At 52.2% G+C, this 25235-nt stretch carries 21 protein-coding genes; 4 read left to right on the top strand and 17 right to left on the bottom strand.

Annotated elements, in window-relative coordinates:
• Positions 1–128: 128 nt before the first annotated feature.
• Positions 129–650, bottom strand: coding sequence for a transcriptional regulator NrdR (gene nrdR / locus AC5JLP_RS25535; protein WP_496070650.1), 522 nt, complete (start codon positions 648–650; stop codon positions 129–131).
• A gap of 1058 nt (positions 651–1708) precedes the next feature.
• Here nrdR and AC5JLP_RS25530 point away from each other — a divergent pair.
• Both AC5JLP_RS25530 and AC5JLP_RS25525 read left to right on the top strand, forming a co-directional pair.
• Entirely contained in the window at positions 1709–1849 is a 141-nt protein-coding gene (locus AC5JLP_RS25530) for a hypothetical protein (RefSeq protein WP_496070649.1), read from the top strand.
• Positions 1846–5355 carry a response regulator gene (locus AC5JLP_RS25525; RefSeq protein ID WP_496070648.1) on the top strand — a complete coding sequence of 1170 codons (3510 nt, stop codon included), beginning with the start codon at positions 1846–1848 and terminating at the stop codon, positions 5353–5355. The genes AC5JLP_RS25530 and AC5JLP_RS25525 overlap by 4 nt, the downstream gene beginning before the upstream one ends.
• A gap of 115 nt (positions 5356–5470) precedes the next feature.
• Here the strand turns inward: AC5JLP_RS25525 and AC5JLP_RS25520 are convergent, their stop codons facing one another.
• From AC5JLP_RS25520 to AC5JLP_RS25510, 3 genes are all read right to left on the bottom strand, one after another.
• Positions 5471–5656, bottom strand: a complete 186-nt coding sequence (locus AC5JLP_RS25520) for a hypothetical protein (protein ID WP_496070647.1) — start codon at positions 5654–5656, stop codon at positions 5471–5473.
• A gap of 187 nt (positions 5657–5843) precedes the next feature.
• Entirely contained in the window at positions 5844–6779 is a 936-nt protein-coding gene (locus AC5JLP_RS25515) for a tetratricopeptide repeat protein (RefSeq protein ID WP_496070646.1), read from the bottom strand.
• Positions 6780–7252: 473 nt separating this feature from the next.
• Positions 7253–8893, bottom strand: a complete 1641-nt coding sequence (locus AC5JLP_RS25510) for a mucoidy inhibitor MuiA family protein (RefSeq protein WP_496070645.1) — start codon at positions 8891–8893, stop codon at positions 7253–7255.
• A gap of 468 nt (positions 8894–9361) precedes the next feature.
• On the opposite strand from AC5JLP_RS25510, the gene AC5JLP_RS25505 reads away from it, so the two are divergent.
• Entirely contained in the window at positions 9362–10663 is a 1302-nt protein-coding gene (locus tag AC5JLP_RS25505; RefSeq protein WP_496070644.1) for a glycosyltransferase, read from the top strand.
• Positions 10664–10779: 116 nt separating this feature from the next.
• On the opposite strand, the gene AC5JLP_RS25500 is transcribed toward AC5JLP_RS25505, so the two are convergent.
• The 7 genes from AC5JLP_RS25500 to gltD all read right to left on the bottom strand — a co-directional run bounded on the left by AC5JLP_RS25500 (position 10780) and on the right by gltD (position 17798).
• Positions 10780–12171 carry a sensor histidine kinase gene (locus tag AC5JLP_RS25500; RefSeq protein WP_496070643.1) on the bottom strand — a complete coding sequence of 464 codons (1392 nt, stop codon included), beginning with the start codon at positions 12169–12171 and terminating at the stop codon, positions 10780–10782.
• Positions 12172–12264: 93 nt separating this feature from the next.
• A complete protein-coding gene (locus AC5JLP_RS25495) occupies positions 12265–12474 on the bottom strand; it encodes a hypothetical protein (protein ID WP_496070642.1) in 210 nt (69 codons plus the stop codon).
• A 107-nt stretch (positions 12475–12581) separates the two neighbouring features.
• Positions 12582–14393, bottom strand: a complete 1812-nt coding sequence (locus AC5JLP_RS25490) for an AAA family ATPase (protein ID WP_496070641.1) — start codon at positions 14391–14393, stop codon at positions 12582–12584.
• Positions 14394–14657: 264 nt separating this feature from the next.
• Positions 14658–14978 carry a ferredoxin-thioredoxin reductase catalytic domain-containing protein gene (locus AC5JLP_RS25485; protein WP_496070640.1) on the bottom strand — a complete coding sequence of 107 codons (321 nt, stop codon included), beginning with the start codon at positions 14976–14978 and terminating at the stop codon, positions 14658–14660.
• A 178-nt stretch (positions 14979–15156) separates the two neighbouring features.
• Positions 15157–15486, bottom strand: coding sequence for a hypothetical protein (locus AC5JLP_RS25480; protein ID WP_496070639.1), 330 nt, complete (start codon positions 15484–15486; stop codon positions 15157–15159).
• A 548-nt stretch (positions 15487–16034) separates the two neighbouring features.
• A complete protein-coding gene (locus AC5JLP_RS25475; protein WP_496070638.1) occupies positions 16035–16247 on the bottom strand; it encodes a hypothetical protein in 213 nt (70 codons plus the stop codon).
• Positions 16248–16313: 66 nt separating this feature from the next.
• On the bottom strand, positions 16314–17798 hold the full coding sequence (gltD, locus tag AC5JLP_RS25470; protein ID WP_496070637.1) for a glutamate synthase small subunit: 1485 nt from the start codon (positions 17796–17798) through the stop codon (positions 16314–16316).
• 76 nt (positions 17799–17874) lie between these two features.
• Here gltD and AC5JLP_RS25465 point away from each other — a divergent pair, with 76 nt between their 5' ends.
• On the top strand, positions 17875–18147 hold the full coding sequence (locus tag AC5JLP_RS25465; protein WP_496070636.1) for a ssr2422 family thylakoid membrane protein: 273 nt from the start codon (positions 17875–17877) through the stop codon (positions 18145–18147).
• Positions 18148–18262: 115 nt separating this feature from the next.
• Here the strand turns inward: AC5JLP_RS25465 and AC5JLP_RS25460 are convergent, their stop codons facing one another.
• From AC5JLP_RS25460 to gltB, 6 genes are all read right to left on the bottom strand, one after another.
• Positions 18263–18511 carry a DUF4926 domain-containing protein gene (locus AC5JLP_RS25460; protein WP_496070635.1) on the bottom strand — a complete coding sequence of 83 codons (249 nt, stop codon included), beginning with the start codon at positions 18509–18511 and terminating at the stop codon, positions 18263–18265.
• A gap of 72 nt (positions 18512–18583) precedes the next feature.
• Positions 18584–18781 carry a hypothetical protein gene (locus tag AC5JLP_RS25455; protein WP_496070634.1) on the bottom strand — a complete coding sequence of 66 codons (198 nt, stop codon included), beginning with the start codon at positions 18779–18781 and terminating at the stop codon, positions 18584–18586.
• A complete protein-coding gene (locus AC5JLP_RS25450; protein WP_496070633.1) occupies positions 18778–19179 on the bottom strand; it encodes a PIN domain-containing protein in 402 nt (133 codons plus the stop codon). Before AC5JLP_RS25450 ends, AC5JLP_RS25455 begins: the two co-directional genes overlap by 4 nt.
• A 78-nt stretch (positions 19180–19257) precedes the next feature.
• Positions 19258–19896 (bottom strand): hypothetical protein, encoded by a 639-nt coding sequence (locus AC5JLP_RS25445; protein ID WP_496070632.1) that lies wholly within the window; start codon positions 19894–19896, stop codon positions 19258–19260.
• A 20-nt stretch (positions 19897–19916) separates the two neighbouring features.
• Positions 19917–20252, bottom strand: coding sequence for a cupin domain-containing protein (locus AC5JLP_RS25440; RefSeq protein WP_496070631.1), 336 nt, complete (start codon positions 20250–20252; stop codon positions 19917–19919).
• Positions 20253–20308: 56 nt separating this feature from the next.
• On the bottom strand, positions 20309–24913 hold the full coding sequence (gene gltB, locus AC5JLP_RS25435; RefSeq protein ID WP_496070630.1) for a glutamate synthase large subunit: 4605 nt from the start codon (positions 24911–24913) through the stop codon (positions 20309–20311).
• Positions 24914–25235 lie beyond the last annotated feature (322 nt).

The raw sequence follows: 25235 nt of genomic DNA, 5'->3' as shown, positions 1-25235 counted from the left end.
TAGTGAATGAGCCTCTCTACTCTATCAAGCCCACATCAGATTGACGCACTACCAAGCCCCCGTCCCTCGTGCAATCTTTACAATTATTTACAAGTAGGTGGTCGAGCTTAAATAGGCTCAACTACTTGCTAGGGCGATGCCAGTATGGATGCATCGTCAGCTTCACGTTGATTGTCAAAATCGTCTTGGCTCGAATTGGTTTCACTACGAAGGTGATTCAGCGTATCTACAAAGTCACGAATGCCTTGAAACTTGCGGTACACCGAAGCGAACCGAATGTAAGCGACTTCGCTCAGGTGACGCAAATTTTGCAGCACCAATTCGCCGATTTCCTGGCTGTTGACTTCGCGGACGGCCCGCTGCTGAAGCTCAGCCTCAATTTCATCCACCAAATTTTCGAGCTGTACAGACGAAATTCCTGTTTTTTCGCAAGCGCGCACGATGCCCCTTAACAATTTGAACCGATCGAATGACTCTCGATCGCCATCACGCTTAATCACCGTAATGGGAACGTACTCAATACGCTCATACGTCGTAAAACGACGCTCACAGCGTAGACATTCCCGCCGCCGCCGCACGCTCTGCCCCGCTTCTGCTGAGCGCGATTCGAGAACACGGTTATCAGTGTATTGGCAGAAGGGGCACCGCATGACTAAAGGCGACTCCAAGCAGAAAGAACAAGATCTACGGCGAGCGTAGGCGATACCGTTATAAACGCCAACCGTCAAGATGACACAAATTTATCAATCAATCTTCCAAAGTTGCGTGAGAAGGTTGCATGAAGCGAACGCGCGTTGCATGAGAGCTACAGACATCTAAAGTCACGCTCTCCACTTACATTAGATTATGCCCGATTTGTCTCCTTAAGTTTCTGCTGAAGCTATTGCTTAGAGGTGGCAGGTGCTTACCGACAGAAACGTTTATGCCGCTTTGATCGAAGATGCCACTCACTTTAAACATGATCGCTAAAGGGACAGAACTGTATTCGGTTTGCTTCTTTGCACGGAGGCGACAGAGTAGCAACGCTACTGATACCCTGACGACCATGCGGCTATTCATTAAGAACTGTAATGATCTGGACTGAGCCACGAGGAAACGCAGGTAAGGGATAAAAAGCGGCGGCACAACTCCAACGAAAATTGCTGTAGGGCACACAAAAATTCCGCTGAAGAAACTAGCATGTGTAGGAGTGCATTTATTGTTAGCATCCGTCGGCCATCTTTCCGTTCTTCGTCGTTTCGTTTCGTTTGCGAGACTGCAACAACATACGTAGCCAAAGGGTTTAGGTCGTCCTGCGAACAGGGGTATTAAGCTAAAACAGGATTGCGATCGCACTGTGGAAAGTGCTGCGGCCGCTTACTACTCATCGGGGTTCTACGGTCGATCGTTTGCCTATTACAGGGGTGCTTTTGCGAAGTTGGCGAGGATTTCCGTTAGAGAGCAGGGAACTGAGGGCAACCTGAGTGAGGGTGTGTCAGTGGACAAAGCTCGACTGGGAGTTTAAGCAGCACTATTTGTTGCTTGCCTTCTTACGACTGCTACTTTTATAAGGCTAACGTGGGTGCCTTCTGCCTCATTCCCTATTATATCTCTGTGTATTTTTACAACATTGAACCGTTTACTGCGCCAAGTTAGCGCCCAACTTATCAAGCTTGTAAATGATGTACGTAGATCTCCTCACGTGCAACCGTTTGAACGTAGTAACAGCATGCAGGCAACCAAAAAGCGACAGGTAGGACACCAGAACGATCGCGTCGAGCAGATCTGCTCAAAGCTCACGCCGCACCAACGCTGCGTCCGTCGCTGCAACGTTGCCCAACCCCTTCTACGCTGGGAGAGTGGTGCATGAAAACGCCCCAACTCAACAAGCCAAAACTACTGGTGGTCGATGACGAGCCAGACAACTTAGATCTGCTGTATCGAACCTTTCACCGCGAGTATAAGGTTCTCAGAGCTGAGAATGGGCCGATCGCCCTTGATCTGCTGGCAAACGAGGGCGATATCGCCGTCATTATTTCTGATCAGCGGATGCCGTTGATGAGCGGGACGGAATTTTTGAGCCTGACCGCCACGCAGTACCCCGACATCATGCGGATCATCTTGACTGGCTATACCGATGTTGAAGATCTGGTCGAAGCCATTAACTCTGGCAAGGTGTTTAAGTACGTCACCAAACCCTGGGACGATGAGGAACTGAAGGGCGTGGTACGTCAGGCCGCCGATACTCACAGTTTGCTGAAAACTCGGACGCGGGAGTTGCGCCGATCGCTCCGGCAAGAATCACTGCTCAATGCAGTGACCAGCACCATTCGGAGTGATCTTAGCTACCGTCAAATTTTGCACACGATCGGGGAAACCGTCGGCCACATCCTAGAAGCCAGCAGTTGCGTGGTACGGCCCTGGCAAGATGGGCGGCTGGAGGACGACTGGTTTGTCTATGTGGAGCCAACCCTAGAGCAAACGGCTGTAGCTCATCCTTCCAATCTGGCGGCTCTGAAAGCAGCACTGGCCGATACCGTATGGGAAACCTACGATATTGAAGTGATTCAGGATGTCGATACGGACGATCGCGTGCAAGGCAATGACACCGAAAGTCAGAAGCGACGGGAGATTTATGCAAAGACTGGGATTCGCTCCAGTCTACTGGTGCCGCTGGTCTGTCAGCAAGAATTGATGGCTCTCTTAGCGCTGCATCAATGTGGTGAACCACGTCTTTGGCAAGAGGATGAAGTGCATCTCCTGCGATTGGTGTCAGATCAGGCCGCACTGGCACTGTTTCAGGCGCGGACGTATGAGCAAGTACGGGCACTGGCAAAACGAGAGGCGTTAATCAATACGATTACGACTGCCATTCGTTCTAGTCTTGATCCGCAAGAAATTTTTGCGGCGATTACCCAGCAGCTTGGGCAAGCTCTCCATGCCGATGGGTGCGCGTTGTCGTTATGGACAGAGGAGGATGAGTTTGTGCAGCTGGTGGGATTACATGATGCAGCCCATAGCGGCTGGGCTACAATTGTCACCAATGGGTCTGTCACCAACGGGCAGGTGCCCACCAGCGGGCCAACGCACGACACTGCGCTCACTAAACTGCCATCGCCCCATACAGAGACCCCGCGTCCGTTACCTCAATCGACCGTGCCGATCGAGGGGAACCCTGTTCTGAAGCAACTCTTGCTAACCCAACAACCCGTTGTCATCAATGATTTAGAACACGATCCAATGATGACGGTATCTGAACAGCCCTTCCGCAATCCAGCACGAGCGCTATTGGTGGTGCCGTTGATTCTGGATGGTCAGATTATTGGTAGCATTTCACTGCGGCAAAATCGCCAACCCCGTCGCTGGCAGCCATCAGAAATTGAGCTGGCGCAAGCAGTGGCTGTGCAGGCGGCGATCGCGGTGCATCAATCTCGCCTGTATCAGAAGACGCGTCAGCAAGCCGAGCAGTTGCTAGAACTCGACCAGCAAAAAACGGAGTTCTTTCAAAATATTTCTCACGAGTTTCGTACCCCGTTGACGCTGATGATTGGGCCACTGGAGTCGGCGATCGCGCAACAGCAGGGTCTATCCCATGAACAGTCAGCCGTCGCGTTGCGAAATTCACGCCGCTTGCTGCGGCTCGTCAATCAACTGCTCGATCTGCAGCGGCTTGATGCGGGACGGATGCAGCCCAGTTTTCGTCCCTGTGATTTGGTCGATTTTGTGAGTCAAACGGTGGATTCCTTCCGCCCTTACTGCGAGAAAAAAGGTATCGCTGTGATGACACGGCTGGCTTCGTGCCCACAGGTGTATCTTGACCTCGAAAAGTTTGACAAGGTGCTGTATAACCTCTTATCCAACGCGATGAAGTTTACGCCAGAGGGCGGCACCATTACCGTCACGCTTCAGCCTGCTGGAGATCATTGCTTGCTTAAGGTGACTGACACGGGCATTGGCATTCGCCCTGACCAAATACCCCATCTGTTTGAGCGCTTCCGGCAGGCAGAAGGCTCGGCAAACCGCAGCTATGAAGGTAGCGGCTTAGGGCTGGCGCTTGTGAAGGAGTTGGTTGATCTACATGGTGGGCAGATTTCGGTTGAGTCAGCCTATGGTTCAGGCACAACCTTTACAATTTGGCTCCAAACTGGCATGGCCCACTTGCCGCTCGAACAGTTGATTGAGGTGCAGGCAGAGTCCCAACCAAACCGTGCCTCTGTCGAACTGGCGGATGTAGAGATGGAACAGTATGACCATCCCAGTGCGGAAGAAGAGCGGCTCGACACGACACATCCCAAGGCGGATGCTTCACGGATCTTAATCGTGGATGACAACCCAGATTTGCGTACCTATGTGTCAACGATTTTGCGCGAGCAGGGGTATCGGGTTTGGACTGCGCGCAACGGGTCGGAAGGGTTTCATAGTGCCCAAACTCACCGCCCACAACTGATTGTGAGTGATTTGATGATGCCGATGGTGTCCGGGTTGGACATGATTCGGCTGATTCGAGAAGATGAGGAGCTGAAGGGCATTCCCATTATTCTCCTGACGGCTAAAGCTGATGAAGATACGCGCATTGAAGGGGTAGAACGGGGTGCAGATGCCTACTTGTCCAAACCCTTTAGCGATCGCGAACTCTTGGCAGAAGCCCGCAATTTGCTAGCGCTCAAAGCGAATGAACAGCGTGTCGCCGAACTCAACACCTACTTGACAGAATCCGTCTTGAAACGGTTTTTGCCACCCTCACTGGTGCAACGGGCAGCACGAGGCGAACTGGTGCTGGATCTGCGTCCCGAACCGCGTATGGTCACGGTGTTGTTTAGCGACATCATTGGCTTTACCCAACTGTCTAACACGCTGCGATCGCGCCGTGTGGCAGAACTCCTGAATGAGTATCTTGCAGAAATGACCCGCGCTGTCTTCGATAACGGTGGCACAGTGGATAAGTTCATGGGCGATGCCATCCTGGCGCTTTTTGGCTCACCCGAAGAAATGTCGCCCAACGAGCAAGTGCGACGGGCGATCGCGGCTGCCCGCCAGATGCAGCGATCGCTCCATGCGCTGAATGAACGCTGGCAAGCACAGGGCATCAGCCAGGTACAGTTCCGCTGCGGCATCCATCAAGGTACCGCTGTGGTGGGTATGTTTGGCGGCGCAGAGCGATCGGACTACACGGCGATCGGGCCTAGCGTCAACATCGCCTCTCGCATTCAGGCCGCAGCGGAACCCGACTCCATTCTGGTATCTGCTGCTGTCGCCGACTACCTGGAGCAAGACGAAATCACTAAATTCAGTCCCCTGCGACTCAAAGGCGTCGATGAGACAGTGCTAACTTTTGCCGTGACACCAGAGCCAAGTCCTCATGCGCGGCAGTATTGATTGGGAAGGCTAAAGGCTAAACTTTTGGCATTAATATACTTGACACACCGAGGTTTTAATTTGTGAGCGTAAGTAAGTCTTTGAAACTGTGCCCAGATGCTGCCTGAGCTAAACTTCAGTAGTAGATCACCTCTTCGTAGGCATTAATTACGGTACCTTCGCTCCCCCATTTGATGAATGGGTTGCCATGAATCAAATCAGGAACAACCTCTGTAATAGTTACTCTTTTGCGTTCTTTGGGCAGATAAATAATGTCGTCGGGTTGGATATAGCATGCTCGTTTTTTCTTTTGCTTAGCCATTTTTATCACCTATCAGCAGACAGCAAGTAATTCTAAACTAAGCAAGCTTTTTATTGATCGCGACCAGAGCAAAACCCCGTGATGCGTCAAGTATGTCAGTGCCAAACTTTTTATCCTTCATCGTTCATCTTTGAGCCTTTCTTCCAACTCAGAACTCAAACTTTTTCCGACTCCTCACTCCTTGCTCCTACGATCGACCACTCTTTGCCCTTTGCAACTGCTGCTCTGCTTTGGTAGACCAAGCGGTGTTGCCTTGTTTGGCGTATAAATCTTTGGCGTAGGTCAGCACTTTTTGCGCGTCGCTAAATTTGCTTTGGCGCATAAAGACCAATCCCGCCGCATAGTAAGCGTTGGCATAGTTGGAGTTAGCCTGGGCCGATCGCCGAAAGGCGTTGAGTGCGCCGTCTAAATCGCCCTGGGTAAAGAGCAGGGAACCCAGGTTGTAGTGAGCTTCGGCATAGCTGGGATCAATTTTGATGGCTTGCTCAAAAGCCGCGCGGGCTTCCTTGACTTTGCGTTGCTGCGTGTAAACCATGCCCAGGTGATAGGCGGGTTCAGGCGCTGTGGGGCTAAGCGCGATCGCTTGCCGATACGAATTGATTGCCGACTCTAAAGCGCCCTGACGCTCCAGTACCAACCCTAAGTTGTAATGAGCCAGACCTAACTTGGGGTTAAGTTCGACAGAGCGTTGCAAATAGTCTTTGGCCTGGGGCAGGTTGTTGCCTTCTAACAGTGCTGCCCCTAAGTTGGCATAGGCGAGGGCAAAGGTCGGATCGGCTTGTGTTGCCTGGTAGAATGCAGTTGCGGCTGGCTGAAGTTGTCCTTGTTGGCGCAGGGCGAGACCCAGGTTGTAGTGAGCCGCAGACATCCGGGGATCAAGCTGGGTGGCACGACGAAAGGCGGCGATCGCGTCACTCAGCTTTCCTTGCTGAATGTACTGGATTCCCTGATTGACTGCGCCTTCTGCGGTTTGAGCTGACTGCGCGATCGAAGTCGCTGGCAGCGTCATCCCTGGTGTTACGGGTAACACACTACTACTGAGAATCATCAAGCCGACCAAACCACCACTTGTCCCCATCCACCGTACAAATTCCTCAACGTGCCACTGCCGCTGTGCTTGCATAGATCCATTGCCTACTTTTGTTCGCTGCTGACTTTTTGCTACTGACTTGTTCACTACCGACTTGTTTGCTACTGACTTGTTCGCCAGTGATGATAATCGAGTGCCCCTTGCCTTTGCCAATACCCAACAAATGTAGAGTAGGCGAATGTTGACGCCATTCTACAGGAAGGAGCGTAAAACCGACCCCCAGGCCGGATGAACTTTCATGCTGAAGGGCCATCACTATTTAGAGATGCCGCTAGATGTAGCAGATCTCTATGAAGCAGCCATCTATTGAATAGGACTTACGCAATTGCCCGCAAGCCCCCAATTTTGAGGGCTTTAATTGTCTCGGTTCCCCCTTTCTTGTAGCTTGCTTCCCGAAGGGTATGCCCAAAGGTTTGTGAATTGGAGGCTAAGGGGGCGAAAGATGACCGCTTTTGCGTAAGTCCTGTTGAACTTCAATTTAAGCGCTGTAAGCGAAACGCCAATGATTATGCATCCAAACCTGCCACCGTTAGTGCTGGTGAATGTTCGACGGTGAATTGATAAGAAAGTTCCTGCTTGTCCTTGGGTTCTAGAGGCAGCGACCAGGCTAAAACACCCATTTCGCCAAGCTGGATCTGCGGACTGGTGCGGTTAAGGCGCACTTTAATTTGCTCACTCCGACTCACGGGAAGCTGTTCTGACAGGTTAAGAATTGCTGGTCGATCGCGCAGGTTGATGACTAGCAGCCGATAGGCATAGGTAATGCGGCGCTGACCACCGATGATCTGCTTATCCACTTTGCGTTCGATAAGGTCGCGCGTAATTTTCAGCCCTTCATCAATGCCCAAATGCAGGCGAAACTCCTGACCAGGTGCCACGTGTTCTAGCGTGGTTGTGCCCACAAAGCAATTGTCTCGAAAGAGATTGACTTGCCCTGGTAACAAGGTGGCCCCGTCAGGTGGATTAGTCACTACAGCCTGTAAGTAGGCAAAGCTCACTAGTTTGGGCATCGCAATATGCTGTAACTGGGAGGGGTAATCATCGTTGAAGATTGTGATTTTGTGGAAGCGACCATCGCCAGGAATGTTGCTGTTGCCGTCGATCGCAAACGTCACCACGCCACCATCGTTGGAGAGGTGTGCGGTAGTTGTTTCAGCCGCGATCGACTGGAACATCGAGCCAGCCTCATCACTCGCAGCCAGCAAGCTCTCAAAGTCATCGTCTCCATCCGGTGTAGACCTGGCAGCATCACGCCTGCGAACGGACATCATGGGTGCGGCGGCGGCGGTTGGCAGGGGGTGAAAGACATCTAAATACCAGGGCATGAGTTTGGGCGGCAGGGTACCCAACCCTGGCTTTGCCGTTGACAGCGTGAGGGCGACATTGCTCCAATCTTCGCCAGTGGTCTGCTTGACTTCGGCAAGATAGGTTAAGTGAACACGAGCATCAGCACTATTAACTCGCACGTCATAGAGCGGGTTCCAACTGGCGCGATCGCATACATAAGTGACCTCCAGCTCAAACTCTCCAGCACCTGCGGATTCAATGTTCACCGCCAAGCAATAGCTTTCCTGGGGACGCGGCGTTTGCATTTGCTGCATTTGCTGCTGGAGCGCTAGAATCTGCTTCTGCAATTGGGCGTATTCGCGAGCGTGCTGCGCGATCGTCTCAGAAGCATCGTCATAGCGCTGTCCCAAAAAGTTCAGCAGGTTGCGCGTTTCAGCGAGGCTGACCTGCTGCTGGGCGAGACTGCGCGAAAAGCGATCGGCAGCCTTTTCTCCCAAGGTTTGAACAAACGTTCGCTGGAGGAGAGCGGCTGCCTGCTTGTCCTGGACGGTCTTCTGCTCGCTCATTAACTGCTCGATTTGGGCGGTAAGCTGAGCCACGCGATCGGCCACAGGTTCCGTCGTAAACACCCGCTCTGTTTGCACACCCAGCAGCCTGACAGCAACTGTGCCACGACCAGAGGCCCGTACCGATTCTGGTTGCAGTGTGATCGGCAGCGACTCCAGCATCAACGTCTGCTCGTTCCCCGTCAACGTGACGGTACCGCGTCGAGTCACCAGGGCTTGATTGGTATAGACGGTGATAGCCGCTATGCGAGTCTCTAAGGCGATGACGGCAGCATCAGAAGTTACGGTATCCATTGCCACAGGGTTGAAGGGTGAAGCGGAAACGGGTTTGTATGTCAACGCTAGCACAAACGCTTGGGCGTTTTGCCCCTGATTCTACCGCTGAAAGCCATGCTGAAAGGCTGTTCTAACCGATCCCAGTCGTTTGCTTTGCGATAGCAGGAGTGGCATCAATGGCCGAGGGTGGATAGGTGACAGTGGACACATTTTTTACCGTTCTACGTCTACAGCAAGCAGGGTTAGCTTGATGAAAGATTTACACAATGGTCGCTCTATGCAAACCTTATGAGAGCAAACCTTATGAGAGGCAGACGGGGATCACGTCGTTAGAGAGAACCGTGTGTGGTCGAGAGCCGTAAGTCTCTTGGAGCACGGCCTCTTTGAAAGCCTTGCTTACGAAGCAACCATCATCTGGGTCTGTTTCATCCTTTGCACAGCCGTTTAGAGCTGTTTTTCTGTTTGCCTTTCCCAGCAGCACGATCGATGCCTGCTTGTTCGTCTCAACCTAAAACGTCTATGGTGACAACTGGCTATACTCAGCTTCTGCCTGAGCTTTCAGGACTTTTACAGGTGCCGTCGCAAGCAACAATCGCACGACAGGCACTCAACAAGCCACCAGAAGCTGTAGCAGGGGCGATCGCACCTGTACGCTTCTCTCTGGTGGTGCCGACCTACAACGAAAGCCGCAATATTGAGCGGATTGTGGCGCTGTTGAGTGACCAGTTAGATGCAGTGTTGCCCCATCGCTATGAAATTATTGTGGTGGACGATGATAGTCCTGATGACACCTGGCAGATCGCAGAACGGTTAACGGCTCACTATCCCCACTTGCGCGTGATGCGTCGTCAGACTGAGCGGGGGCTTTCGACAGCAGTGATTCGGGGGTGGCAGGCCGCACAGGGCGACATTGTTGGTGTGATTGATGGCGATTTGCAGCATCCGCCTGAAGTGTTGCAGGGGTTGCTGGGCGCGATCGAGCAGGGCGCAGATTTAGCGGTTGCCAGTCGTAATGTGGATGGAGGTGGCGTGAGCACATGGAGCGCCATGCGGCGCTTTCTCTCACGGGGCGCGCAACTGTTGGGGCTGGTGTTGCTGCCTGACGTGGTGAGTCGAGTGTCTGATCCGATGAGCGGCTACTTTTTAGTACGACGCAGTGCGATCGCAGAACAAGCCTTGCACCCGTTAGGTTACAAAATTCTGCTAGAAGTGCTGGGGCGGGGCAGGATCGAGCAAATTGCTGAAGTCGGCTACGTGTTTCAGGAGCGCGAAGCTGGCGAAAGCAAAGTGACCTGGAAGCAATACCGTGACTATATTCGCCATCTGATACGTTTACGCATCTCGTTGGGGCGGTTGGGACGGTTTCGGCAGCGGTTTAATTTTCCGCTAGGGCGCTTTTTGCGGTTTGCCTTTGTGGGCTTGAGCGGGCTGGTGGTGGATATGGGGTTGCTGTATCTTCTCCACGGCACGCTAGGCTTTGGGTTAACTCGCAGCGCGATCGTGGCGGCAGAGTTGGCGATTATCAATAACTTTGTGTGGAACGATCGCTGGACGTTTGGCGATCTGGCGCAACAGCAGCAAAAACGCCATCAGGTACTCAAGCGGTTTGTCAAGTTCAACCTGATTTGCCTGATGGGGCTGATTCTCAAAATTCTGATCCTAAACCTATTGTTTAACGGACTGCACCTCAATGCTTATTTAGCCAACTTGCTGGCGATCATTGCGGTAACGCTATGGAACTTCTGGATTAACCTGAAGCTCAGTTGGCGCGTGACGCAGGTGAAGTGAGCGGAAGGCAGAGGGCAGAAGGTAGTTGTTAGAAGCAAAGTTGACCGCTGATCGCTGACTGCTAACCGCTAACCCCAAACGAAGCAGCTAATTGCTAGCAAGCTTTTAATAAATGGCTACTGCAAGGGCAAGCAGACCTTAAAACACGTTCTGCCTGGTTTTGACTCAAACGTTAATGTGCCGTGATGACGGTTTTCGACGATGCGGAGCGACGTCTCCAACCCTAAACCTGACCCTTTACCAACCGCTTTGGTGGTGAAAAAGGGTTCAAAGATGCGGGTTTGGATCTCAGGCGGAATCCCATTACCAGAGTCAATGATCTGAATGCTGGCCGTGCGATCGTGCTGCTGCGTGATGATTTCCAGTACGCCTTTGCCATCCATCCCGTCGATTGCGTTATCGATCAGGTTCGTCCACACCTGATTCAGTTCACTGCCATAGGCCAGCACGTTGGGAATCTGCTGATCGTACTGGCGCTTCACCTCAACGCCGTGCTTGAGCTTGTGGGCAAACAATCGCAAGGTATCTTCTAGCCCTTGATGCAGATTCACCTCTTGCCGCACACCCTGATCGAGGTAGGAGTAGGACTTCATTGCCTTTACAAGTTCCGCAATCCGCTCGGCTCCGCGCAGGCCATGTGTCAGCATCGACATCACTTCAAACGAGAGTGCAAGCCAGTGCAAGCCCATCTCGCGCAGTTCGGTGGTATCGTCCCGCCAGCGCTCTATGATCTGTTCCAGGGCTTCCACTTCTACACCGCCTTCGGCTAAGGGTTCTGCCAGTTTCCACGCCTCGTTGACCCCGTAGTCTTCTAGCCAGTCCAGCAAAACTTCTTCTCGATCGCTTAAGGTGGCGGGATCGATGCGATCGTTGAGAATCGCGTCATAGCCCTGGTCGCGCATCGTTAACCATTGCTGCGTGTGGGCTTCTTCCACTTGACGCTGCCCATAGACCAGATTCATGCGTTGCAGTTCGATGACCGCAGCGGGCATTTCGCGGAACGATCGCACCAGAGCAGCCGCAGGGTTATTCAGTTCATGCGCCAGACCAGCCGCCAGGGTGCCCAATGCCGCCATCTTTTCGCGCCCGCGAATAAACGACTCTAGCCCCCGCGCCCGCTGTTGCATGATACGGAAAACCATCTGCTCAAAGTCACGGCACTCGTGCAGTAGAGAACGGAAGTCGTCACTTTCAATTTCGTAGAGTCGGCAGTCGCCCAGGGCACGCATCGTTACTGGTACAGGTTCACCTGTCAGAATGGGGATTTCACCAAAAAACGACGGTGCATTGTGCTGACCGATCGGGATCTCCATCCCGTCGCTGCGTCGCGTGATGCCCATTTGCCCTTCGATCAGAAGAAACAAGCCTCGGTGGGGATCACCTTCATGTACCAGCACATCACCCGCGCGAAGTGTCACCGTTTGGGCACGGTCGCAGGCCCACTCTAACCGGGCTTTGGGCAACTGCTGAAAGGGAGCCAGACTAATCAAATCCTCAACACACAGCATGAAGGAGTCTCCTGACGCTAATCTTTGCCCACATCTGGCAATCCTCTTGATGGCTCAGAAAATGATCGGGTGAACAGCAGACTAGCAGGCTTACTATTGCTCCACAAGATGCTTTAAGTGCAAATATGCCTCTTCAGGGGTGAGCGGTTCGGATTCGCGCTCATTGGGAATATAAAAGACCCAGGTATCAGGAAAGTAGCGCACCACAAAACTTGGAATCAAACCGCGCTGCACAGCCTGTTTACCCAATTTTTCGGCTTGTTCTTCTAAGCTCAACTGGTCATTGAATAATGGTTCTGCCATGCGTTCTATCTCTTGGTAATGTCGTCTCTGTAACTAGGCTCTACAAACCGCTGTTTTCTTGGGTCTAGCAGCTTTCCTGGTCTAGCTATAAGCAGTGCTGATCAGGTTCAGGGACGCTGCTCAAGCAACCGTTGGTAGGCGATCGTGAAATCGTCAGCGACGATCTGGATGTCTCCAGGATTACTGAAGCCGTGCCGACGATAGCGACGAATGGCTTCTAAGGCCGCCTGGTTGCTGAGTAACGTTAAGTCAGCCCCGTTCCAACCCTCTGTTTGGGTTGCCCAATACGCTAAATCGACGGCGGCTAGGGGACGATCGCCATTGTGTACCTGCAAGATTGCAAGGCGACTGGCTTCGTCAGGGAGATCTACCTTCAACTGTAGATCGAGCCGTCCAGAGCGGAGAAGGGCGGGATCAAGGGCTTCCGGGCGGTTGGTGGCTCCTACTAGTAGAACGTTGGAACATTCGTGTAAGCCATCAAGTTCTGTGAGCAATTGACCGACGACGCGATCGCTTACACCCGAATCGTGATGTCCGCCCCGTGCTGGAGCCAGCGTATCCAGTTCGTCGATAAACACCACACAAGGGGAAGCTTGCCGTGCTTTCGTAAACAAGTCTCGTACTGCCTGCTCGGAGGCACCGACCCATTTGCTCAGCAGTTCAGGCCCATTCACGGCAATAAAGTTGGCGCGGGCCTGGGACGCAACGGCTTTTGCCAGTAACGTCTTGCCAGTACCGGGTGGCCCCCACAGGAGAATGCCGCGTGGCGCTCTGGCCCTGGTGTGGTGATATAGCTCAGGGTAAAGCAACGCGCCCTCTACAGACTCCTGCAACGTTTGCTTAAGGCTATTCAGGCCCCCGATCTCGTCCCACGCTACATTAGGCGTTTCAATTTCTACCGATCGCAACACCGCTGGTTTAATCTGTTTCGTTGCCTGCAAAAAATCTGCCTGACTGACGCTCATTGAGGTCGGCATCGGCGCATTGAGTGAGGGCGCAACCCGTCGCAACGCCGTATAGGCCGCTTTCTGGCAGAGCGCTTTGAGATCGGCACCCACCATGCCCACAGAGCGATCGGCGATCGTACCCAGATCTACGCCACTTAAAGGCATGGTTCTGGTCAAAATCTTGAGAATCTCCAGCCGTCCGGCTCGATCCGGGACGCGAAACTGGACTTCACGATCGAACCGTCCGGGTCTGCGTAGCGCTGGATCAAGATGGTCAGGGCGATTGGTGGCGGCGAGTACAATCACGCCTTTCGTTCTGGCAAAGCCATCCATCAAGCTCAGTAATTGAGCCACCACACGCTTTTCAACCTCACCTTCGACCTGAGCGCGATCGGGCGCAAGGCTATCAATCTCGTCAATAAACACAATGCAGGGCGCAGAACGAGACGCTTTCTGAAACAGGCTTCGCAAGCGACCTTCCGCTTCCCCGTAGTATTTGCCCATAACCTCTGGGCCAACGATCGCAATGTAGTTAACCCCCAGATCTTGAGCCAGCGCACGAGCGGTTAAGGTTTTGCCTGTACCCGGTGGCCCCACTAGCAAGACACCGGATGTCGGTTCCAACCCCAGCATCGTCAGCAAATCTGGGCGCTTGAGTGGCAACTCTACCAGTTCCCGCAGTTCTCTCAGCACATCGGACAGTCCGCCAACACCCTTGAGCGAAACTGGAACCTCCAAAGGTGCCGCCGCAACATCGTGAGCTGTGGCATTTGCCGTGCGATCGTCCTGGGTGGGTCTACTACCTGTAGAAGCATGACTGGGGCGATCGTCTGCTTCTGCGCGCGAGGCGCGTTTGACATCGGTTGAGAAAGTTTCGGGATCGGCACGACCTTCGATCGCTCTTACGATATCAAGCAACCCATCCATGCCCTGATCAACCAGGTCATTAAATTCTTTCAGTAAATCGTCCATACGCTTGCACCGGGGATATGGAGGCGATCGCCCAGCCCAATGGCTTCATTATAGACACCCCTATAAAAAGCGTTTGAGAGCCAACGTCGTTTGAAAGTAATAGGACTTACGCACTTGTCCCCAAACCCCCAATGCTGGGGGCTTTAATTGGCTCTGTTCCCCCAAAATTGGGGGCTAGGGGGCGAAAGATGACCGCATTTGCGTAAGTCCTAAGTAAGGCTTAATGATTGAGCGATCAACGTTCTTTAATAGCGACTGTAATTTTTACAACGTTTGTTGGTCACCAGCAAAGTCATCCTCTGTTTTTAGAAACAACATGCAGTCACATTGACGGCGCTCTTGCATGGGGATGCAGGGGCAAAGCCAGTAACCAGCCTTTAGCTCTGAGCGTTCATCTTCGTAATACCGACAGGGACACAATGGTTCGCCAAACGTTTCTTTGTGTTTAGCAAGTCCTTGTAAAACAACAGCCGTCACACCCGGATCAAGGCAAAAATAGGTTTCTGAGTACCTGGCATAAAGCTCCGCAAACCGCTTCATTCCGTTAAAACTAGCATCGGCAAAGCTATTGGCGATCGTGACCATACTGACGTCTCCAGATTGTGTAGTGACTGTTCAAGCTTTGCTGTTCAAGCACTTACTCATGCCCTTGTTTATTAATACCAGGGGACGTAGGGGGTATAAAGCCTTTGGCATGGCTGCGCTAAAGGCAGCGCCATAACGCCCCAGCACAGCATGGGAGCCGTTGACCTGCTTCAAAGGTCTAACATTCGCCTTCCATTGGATCAACGCGCCCAATGCCAAGGTCTAGCAGCATTGTTTTAACGTCTTGCCACTCTAGCCCACAGTAGTAATACCGCCTGTGTCTGAGATTGGCTAAGTAGAAGCCAAATCTGCCTGCATTGAGTCGAAAGAGCGTATAAACAATCTCTTTTTGTGTTGTACAAAACTCTTCTAGCAATGGATCTAAGCCGAGTGCGAGAGGCACATTCCCAAATTTACAAAACACACTACTGCCCGGTTTGAAGATCCAGCCTCTCTCATCGCGCTTCACGACTAAGTAATGCCTTGGGCAGATAATGGAATCAGACATAAAAACAGATCCCGGAAGAATGGTTGGCCTCGTATTTGATGCATGGCGCTATTGCTTCTCTTCGATGGCGAAAGCCCATACACACCAGATATGTCGGTTCAAGCACTCATTTGTGCCTTTGCTCTTTAACCTCTCATTTGGGAGGCTCCAAGCGGGCTGGTTCCCTAAACGTAGGGGTAAGGAGGCATAAGTTGGCAGGCTTTCCGTGCATCCTGACTCATGCAAGACCATCGCAAACTCATTAATGAGGTATTTAGTTCTCATTCACCAGTATGAGAGGCGCTTTAATCACCAATGGGTAGCTCATTCACGACTATCCGAGACTCGTTAAAGAGTATCTGGAACTTATTAAAGAACACCCAAGACTCATTAAAGAGTGTTCAGAACTCATTTACGAGTATCCAAGACTCATTCACGAGTATCGTCAACCGCATTTTCGAGCATCAGAGACTCTTTAAAGAGCATCCAATACTCATGAATGACATTCGGAGGATGTCTCTCGATAAGAACCACCCTAGACCCCAAATCCTAAACCCCAAATCCTACCCTCAATAGCTATCGTCCCGACCAACCGTTTGTGTTTCAAGCAAATGATTGGCTTGGTGGAGTCGATTGGCGATCGCCTGCCGCCAGACCAAATCAATGCTGGGATCGGCTAAAACGTCTTGAGCCAGTTTACGATACACGGCGCTGGTAGCTGCATTCACATGCTCCAGCAAGCGGAGGTTGTGGTAGACCACACGAGGGGAAAGCGTGTCCATAGGTTTCCTTCCTTTGGGTAGATAATGTTCTACGTCAGGACATCGACATGCCCCAACAGACAATCTTTACGGTAAATCGGTGTGCTTCATGAGATAGCGATCGCACTCACGAGCCGCTCCTCGTCCTTCATTCAGCGCCCAAACTACGAGGCTTTGTCCCCGACGACAGTCCCCGGCTGCGAAAACACCGGGAAGGCTGGTGGCATAGGTTTGCTCGTCGGCTTTAACGTTACTGCGGGCATCGCGATCGAGTCCCAATGCCTCTAATAACGGCTGCTCTGGCCCTAAAAAGCCCATTGCCAGCAACACCAGTTGAGCGGGAATAACCTTTTCGGTACCCGGAACGTGCTGGGGTATAAAATGGCCTTTATCGTTTTTTGCCCATTCCACTTGAACCGTGTGGATCGCTTTGACGTTGCCGTTATCATCGCCTTCAAATTTCGTTGCAGTGGTGAGGTAGCCACGAGGATCGTCCCCAAACTTGGCGGCAGCTTCCTCCTGTCCATAGTCCACTTTGTACACTTTCGGCCATTCGGGCCAGGGATTGTTGGCAGCGCGAGTCAGCGGTGGTTTTGCCAGGATTTCCAGTTGCGTCACGCTGGTGCAGCCATGCCGTAAGGACGTACCCACACAGTCTGTACCCGTATCGCCCCCGCCAATAATCACGACATCCTTACCCGCAGCCGAGATGAACCGATCGCCCTCGTGACTATCCAACACGGCTTTGGTATTCGCGGTGAGGAAGTCCATCGCAAAATGGATGCCCTTCAAATCCCGCCCGTCAATGGGTAAGTCACGCGGCTTGGTCGCCCCGGTACAGAGGACGATCGCGTCAAACTCTTTGAGCAAGGTTTCAACGGGCAAATCCTTGCCAATTTCGGTATTGCAGACAAACGTCACGCCTTCCGCTTCGAGGACGTTGAGGCGACGCATCACCACGTCTTCCTTTTCCAACTTCATGTTGGGAATGCCGTACATGAGTAGACCACCGGGACGATCGGCGCGTTCATACACCGTTACCCAATGCCCAGCGGTATTGAGTTGAGCGGCAGCCGCCAGTCCAGCAGGACCAGAGCCGATGACCGCGACATTTTTACCTGTGCGGTTAGAGGGTGGGTTAGGCGTGATCCACCCTTCCTGCCAGCCTTTTTCAGCGATCGAGTACTCAATGTTCTTAATCGTGACGGGCGGATTGTGAATGCCCAACACGCAGGAGCCTTCGCAGGGGGCGGGACACACACGTCCGGTAAATTCGGGGAAGTTGTTGGTTTTGTGCAGGCGATCGAGGGCATCTTTCCACAAACCGCGATACACCAGATCGTTCCATTCGGGGATCAGATTGTTAATGGGGCAACCGCTCGCCATACCGCTGATGATCGTCCCCGTATGGCAGAACGGCGTACCGCAATCCATACAGCGTGCGCCCTGAGTGCGAAGATTCTCCTCTGGCATGGGCAGATGAAATTCGTCCCAGTTGCGGATGCGATCGAGCGGTGATGTTTCCGCCGCAATCTCACGCAGATATTCGATGAAGCCAGTTGGTTTTCCCATTGTGGTGTCTCAGTTTTGAAGGGTAAGCTTGGTTAATAGAGCGGAGTAGATTGTTCTGGCAGGGGAAAGAGAAGCGATGCAAATACCAGAAGATCCACAAATACCAGAAGATCCAGATAACAATGACATTCGTGAAGCCTTAATTCAGTTAGGGGAAGAGGTGCGTCAACTAAACGAGAAGGTCGAGAAAATCGATTACAAGTTTGATGTCTATCAGAAGGGTACGAATGGCATGGTGAGAATGGCAACTACTATCATCATTGCGACTGCTTCTGTAGTGGTTCTCTCTAGTCTCAGTCCCGCCGCAACTGCCATTATTACGGCTCTGTCGAATGCGAATGCAGGATGAGGTGCGATCGTTGCCATAATTCAAAGGGCAGTTTACATAATTGTCCAATTGAGTTATTTAGCTCGCTCATTGTAGTGATATATGAATGAATCGTTTTGTAGATAAAAGAAAAAACTCAATTGATTTGTACTCGGGAACGCACGGTCAAGATTTCGTCAGCACGAAGAGATTCAACCGCAGAGATTGGAACCGTAACAACGTCAATGGTTTCACCAACCGCGTTAAAAACCTCCAGGATGCAACCCTTTTCTCCACCTGTGGGATGGGGAACCAAATCAACTAACGTCACAACATCGCCAGCTTTAAGCTGATGTTCTGGCAAATCATGGCTCAAAGCAACATCTTGATAGAGTTCAAGTGTCATGGCGAGTCTTCTTACAAGGTTTGAGGGTCAAAAATTGATACTTTGCTTTAATGTTTCGCAGAACCATTTGATTCAGGAGTCATCCATCTGCTTCCAAATCTCATCTAAGGTCAAGTCTTTGAACAGTGCCTCACGTTCCTCAGTGTAATCTCCGTAGCCCGTCGAAAATTGATTCAGAAACCGGATTGTATCAGCAATGCCAATTTCCTTTGATAATATCTCAATGGCTTGCTGTGTTATTTGGCTGAGGGATTTTACTTGGGTACTCATTGCACTAACTCCATAATGAGTTCGAGAGGAGAAACAACTTTAGTTTGTGAAGTATCTACTTTTTTTGCTCGCTTTAGAAATCGGTCATCGCACGTACAAAAGTAATCGGCTGCCGCTTCTACTGAGAAGGCTAAATGCAATGCATCTAACGGCTTAATTCCTGATTCGACGAATACTTGTGCCTGTTCATTAATGCGATCATACTTTTGAATATAAAGATTTGCTTTAGACAGTATTTCTAAAATATACGACTTTCGTGCGGAAATTTTCATTTGTTCAGTTTCAAAAACTAAAGCGGGTGAAGAAATGAGTTCGACTTGTCCAGATTTCCATAGATCAATAACGTTAAGTATCGCTTCAGCTTCAGCCGCAATCCGTACTTGTGATTTTGTATCCAATGGACGTTGTAAACTGCACATATCGAGATAGATCCTCATATGCCAAAAGCTTCTAATGATCTAGCTGTTGAGAACTGTTCATAATTGTTGAATGAACTCTTGATAGAACTGCTGATGTAAGCTTGAAAAATCGCTCATATCTTTCTTTGTTAAATAACCACTACTTTTACCTGTATGAGGATTTTCTGCATAGCTATAAATGTACTTTGGGTAATTTGGACTCTCGTGCCAGGTAATGTTGAAAGCAGCATATTTTGGGAAGAAGGTCATATTTGCGTAAGCTTGGATATGGTCGTGTATCCACCAGGCTAATGCCGTCCAGTTTTTGGTGCGATCGTAATAGGGAAGAAAGGAAGTCACGATGACACAGGCAGTGGCTCCCATGTATTCACCGTCTCTTCGATCCCAGATGTGTCCTGCATAGTTCTTTTCATTTTCGGCGCAGTTAAACCCTTTCTCATTTCCCTTTTGGTTCACTTCACAGGAACGATAGGCGGAGCGAACGCTAATTCTGCCAAGCGCATCCTGAATGGGTTCAAGAACGTTCTCACATAGTTTTTTGCCTGCTGCGATCGCTAGGTCTGGATTATCTGGGATATTAGAAATTCCCTCAATTTGAGAAATTTCAGAGTACAGAAACTCACGCATGAAGAAACTTTTGGAGAGTTGTGTTCGCCCTAACTCTTCTAAGCTTTTGACGGTCTCTGGCTTCTTCATACGTACTTTCTGTATGAGTGTCAAGTATTCTCAAATTGTCCCATCGCACCAAGTCTAATTGTAATCAGCTCAACATCCGTTAATGCTTCGTGGGGACCTTGCCGTGTGCCGTTTGGAGTTGTCCAAAAACAACCTGTTTCGCAGATTCGATCGCCCGTCTTGAGACTGCCAGAAACAACGAAAACGTATTCATCAGCAGGGTGAGTGTGGGCTGGAATCACTGTTCCTTGCTTCATCTTCAGACGGTGAATTGAACCTTGTGGTACGGGTTCAGCTAGAACACACCAACTTGTGCCCGGAAAAACTGGCAGGTCAGTATAGCCTTGAGTCGATAAATCTCGGAATGTCTGACCCATTACGTTTAACCTCAAGAATCGTAGTAGGGTGGGTATTGCCCACCCTACCAGAGAGATCAGCTACCCCCAATGCGGGCAACGTCTTTGGCGTTGGCTTCAAAGGCGGCGGTGAGGGCGTCATCGCCGCTTAGACCGTCTTCTAGCGCCTGCTTCAGGGCTTGCAGCACGCGCTTGTAGTCTCTGGGCATGACCTTGACGAACTTCGGCATTGTTGCGTCCCAGTTGGCGAGCACCGTTGCGGCTTTTTGGCTTTGAGTGTAGTCGGCGTGGTGTCGGATCAACTGGCGAAGTTCCTCGATTTCTTCAGGGTCGTCGAGGGTTTCGAGTCCGACCATTGCGGGATTGCAGCGGGTGGCAAAATCGCCTGCTTCATCGAGAATGTAGGCAACGCCACCGCTCATGCCTGCTGCAAAATTGCGTCCGGTGGCACCCAGCACCACGACTTTGCCACCCGTCATGTACTCGCAGCCGTGATCGCCCACACCTTCCACTACCGCTTCCACACCCGAATTGCGGACGCAGAAGCGCTCACCCACCATGCCACGAATGTAGGCTTCACCGCTGGTGGCACCGTAGAAGGCAACGTTTCCGGCGATGATATTTTCCTCCGCCACGAAGGTAGACGCAGCAGGGGGATAGAGAATGATCTTGCCACCACTAAGCCCTTTGCCGAGGTAGTCGTTGGCATCGCCTTCCAGCTCCAGCGTCACGCCTTTGGGCACAAACGCACCAAAGCTTTGCCCTGCACTGCCCTGGAAGTGGAGGTGAATGGTGTTTTCGGGAAGACCATCCCAGTGGCGCTTGGTGATTTCGTTGCCCAGAATGGTCCCCACCACGCGATTGATATTTTTGATGGGTAGAGTTGCTTTGACGGGTTTGCCCTGTTCGATCGCAGGCTTGCACAGATCCAGCAGTACCGTCACATCTAGCGATTTTGCCAACCCGTGATCTTGCGGAATCTGGCAGTACAGGCCGACATCCTTGCCCACTTCGGGTTGATAGAGAATGTTGGAGAGGTCGATGCCTTTTGCTTTCCAGTGCTCGATCGCCTTTTGGGATGCCAACACATCGGTGCGACCCACCATATCGGTGAGCTTGCGGAAGCCCAACTGCGCCATCAGTTCCCGGACTTCCTGCGCGATGAAGGTCATGAAGTTGACGGTGTGTTCGGGGTCGCCCACAAATTTTTCGCGCAACTGGGGATCTTGGGTTGCAATCCCAGCGGGACAGGTGTTCAAGTGGCAAACGCGCATCATGATGCAGCCCAGAGTAATGAGCGGCGCAGTGGCAAAGCCAAACTCCTCGGCACCCAGCAACGCCGCAATAACCACATCGCGCCCGGTTTTCATCTGTCCATCGGTTTCGACGGCAATGCGCGATCGCAGGTTGTTCAACACAAGCGTCTGGTGGGTTTCGGCAAGACCCAATTCCCAGGGCAATCCGGCGTGCTTAATCGAGGTTTGGGGTGACGCTCCGGTGCCACCGTCGTAACCCGAAATCAGCACCACGTCGGCATGGGCTTTGGCGACACCAGCCGCGATCGTGCCCACACCCACTTCTGAAACCAGCTTGACGCTGATCCGCGCTTCCCGGTTGGCATTCTTCAGGTCGTGGATGAGTTCTGCCAGGTCTTCGATCGAGTAGATGTCGTGGTGGGGTGGTGGCGAGATGAGTCCCACACCGGGCGTGGAATGACGTACCTTCGCAATCCAGGGATAAACTTTCTTACCCGGAAGCTGTCCGCCTTCACCCGGTTTCGCACCTTGCGCCATCTTGATCTGGAGTTCGCGTGCCTGCGACAGATACAGGCTGGTGACACCAAAGCGACCAGAGGCCACCTGCTTGATGGCGCTATTCTTCGAGTCGCCCTGCTCATTTGTCCAGGTATAGCGATCGGGGTCTTCGCCGCCTTCCCCGGTGTTGGACTTGCCGCCAATGCGGTTCATGGCGATTGCCAGCGTTTCGTGCGCTTCTTTGGAAATCGAGCCGTAGCTCATGGCACCTGTTTTGAAGCGCTTCATGATGGCTTCGATCGGCTCTACCTCTTCAATGGGCACCGCTTCCCGCGCCTTGAACTCCAGCAGTCCGCGCAGCGTAAAGTGCTTCTGGTTCTGCTCATTGACGAGGGCAGCATATTTTTTGTAGGTGTCGTAACTGCCCGTGCGAACGGCTTGTTGCAGCGAGTGAATGGTTTGGGGATTGAACAAATGCGCTTCGCCATCTTTGCGCCATTGGTAGTCGCCGCCCACATCCAGGGTATGCCCGTTGACTTCTCGATCGGGGAACGCATGGCTGTGACGGAGCATCGCTTCCTTCGCCAGTACATCCAATTCAACGCCCTCAATGCGCGAAGCCGTTCCCGTGAAGTAGCGATCGATCACCGTGCGATTCAGCCCGATCGCCTCAAAAATCTGCGCGCCCCGGTAGCTTTGCAGCGTCGAGATTCCAATCTTAGAAGCAATTTTGACCACCCCTTTGGTTGCCGCTTTGATGTAGTTCTTGCACGCGATTTTGTACTCCACGCCCACCAGCAAGCCCTGCTGAATCATGTCGGCGATCGTCTCAAACGCCAGGTAGGGATTGATCGCCCCGCAACCATAGCCAATCAGCGTAGCGTGATGATGCACCTCGCGCGGTTCGCCTGATTCCAGCACCAGCCCGACGCGAGTACGCGTGCCCTTGCGGATGAGATGGTGATGCAGTCCCGCAACTGCCAGTAAAGCGGGGATCGGAGCCTGATCGGTCGTGATGCCCCGATCGCTCAGAATGAGAATACTCACGCCGTTCTCGATCGCCCGATCAGATTCAGCGCACAGATGGTCGATCGCCTGCTCCAGACCCTTCACCCCGTCCAGCGACTTGAACAGGATGGGTAACGTGATGGACTTGAAGTCACCCTCATTGATCGCTTTGAGCTTTGCCAGTTCCTCGTTGGTGAGAATGGGCGTTTTAAGCTTGATGAGGTGGCAGCTTTCGGGTTCGGGGTTGAGCAAATTGCGCTCAGCGCCGATCGTCGTTTCAGCGGAGGTGATGATCTCTTCGCGGATGGAGTCTATCGGCGGATTCGTGACCTGAGCAAACAACTGCTGAAAATAGTCATACAGCAGCTTGGGTCGATCGGACAACACGGCAAGCGGCGTATCGGCACCCATCGAGCCAACCGCTTCCACCCCGTCTCGCGCCATTGGGGTTAGTAGCAGGCGGAGATCTTCAAAGGTATAGCCAAACGCGGTCTGCTGTTGCGTCACCGTTAGTAGGGACGTTGCATGCAACGTCCCTACAGATGCATCATGCGACATCTCAACCGGGGCATCCTGCAATTGCGACAGATCGACCAGGTGTTGATTCAGCCACTCGCGGTAGGGATGCTCCGTCACGATTTGGTTTTTAATTTCCTCATCGGCAATGATGCGTCCGGCCTTCATATCCACCAGGAACATCCGTCCCGGCTGCAGACGACCTTTTAGCGCCACCCGTTCAGGCTCGATCGGCAGCACACCCGCTTCCGATGCCATGATCACCAGATCATCTTTAGTGACGTAGTAGCGAGACGGCCGCAGCCCATTGCGATCGAGCACCGCGCCCATCATCGTGCCATCGGTAAAGGCGATCGAGGCGGGGCCATCCCAGGGTTCCATCAGGCAGGAGTGGTATTCGTAGAAGGCTTTCTTCTCATCGCTCATCGACTCGTGCGCTGTCCAGGGTTCGGGGATCATCATCATCGCGGCATGGGGCAGCGATCGACCCGCCAGCGTCAACAGTTCCAGCGCATTGTCAAAAATCAGGGAGTCGCTACCGTCAATATTGATGATGGGCGTGATTTTTTTAATATCATCACCAAACTGCTCCGATTCAAACAGCGATTGCCGCGCGTTCATCCAGTTGATGTTGCCGCGCAGGGTGTTGATTTCGCCATTGTGGGCAATGTAGCGATAGGGGTGCGATCGCTCCCAGCTTGGAAACGTGTTGGTGCTAAAGCGTGAATGCACCAGTGCCAGCGCACTTTCAAAGTCAGAATCGTTCAAATCTAGAAAATACTGCCCCACCTGCACGGGCATCAGCATCCCTTTGTAGACGATCGTGCGGCTGGAAATGCTGGATGGATACCAGTAGGGATCAACCGCTGTCGCCCGAATTGCCTTGTGTGCACGCTTGCGAATGACGTATAGCTTGCGCTCAAACGCCAGATCATCAGCAAGGCCGGGCGATCGCTGGATGAACACCTGCTCTACAAACGGTTCGCTTGCCTTTGCCGTGTCGCCCAGCATCGAGTGATTGGTCGGCACATCGCGCCAGCCCAGCACTTTCTGCCCTTCTTCTGCCGCAATTTGAGCAAACAGTTGCCGTCCCTTTTCTCGTTGGTCGCGATCGGGCGACGAATAAATCATCCCCACCCCATACTGTCCTGCTTCGGGGAGGGTAAGGCCAACCGTCGCCGTCGCTTTCCTCAAAAACTTGTGCGGCACCTGTAGCAAAATGCCCGCGCCATCGCCTGTATTGGTCTCAGCACCCACCGCACCGCGATGATCCAGGTTCAGGAGAATTGTCAACCCATGCTCCACGATCGCGTGAGATGGCATGCCTTTCATTTGGACAATAAACCCAACACCGCACGCGTCATGCTCATAGCGTGGATCGTACAAACCTTGTTGTGATGGCATGGTGTGATGATTCATTTTGATACTTAACTAGATGCCTGAAAGAAGTGCTTACAAAGGACAACGTGAGCCGGACTATGCAGAAGCCATTAAATTAAAACGTTAGCGAACATTCGGTCAAGGTTTGGTTACATGTCAACGTTTAAAGACCGTTTCAACCAAAGCGAGAACGAACCGATCCGCCAACCTCAAACGCATCAAGCCTGCTAGATGATCGTTAAATCTTCTAACGAGAATGGGTTCAATGCCCCAGTCTTAAGGAAATGATCAGATCTGTAGCCGCGATCGATGCTGTACCGACTCCACGACTGCTCATGACCATACC

The organism is Stenomitos rutilans (assembly GCF_059505485.1).
This window is presented reverse-complemented; position numbering and strand designations above follow the sequence as displayed.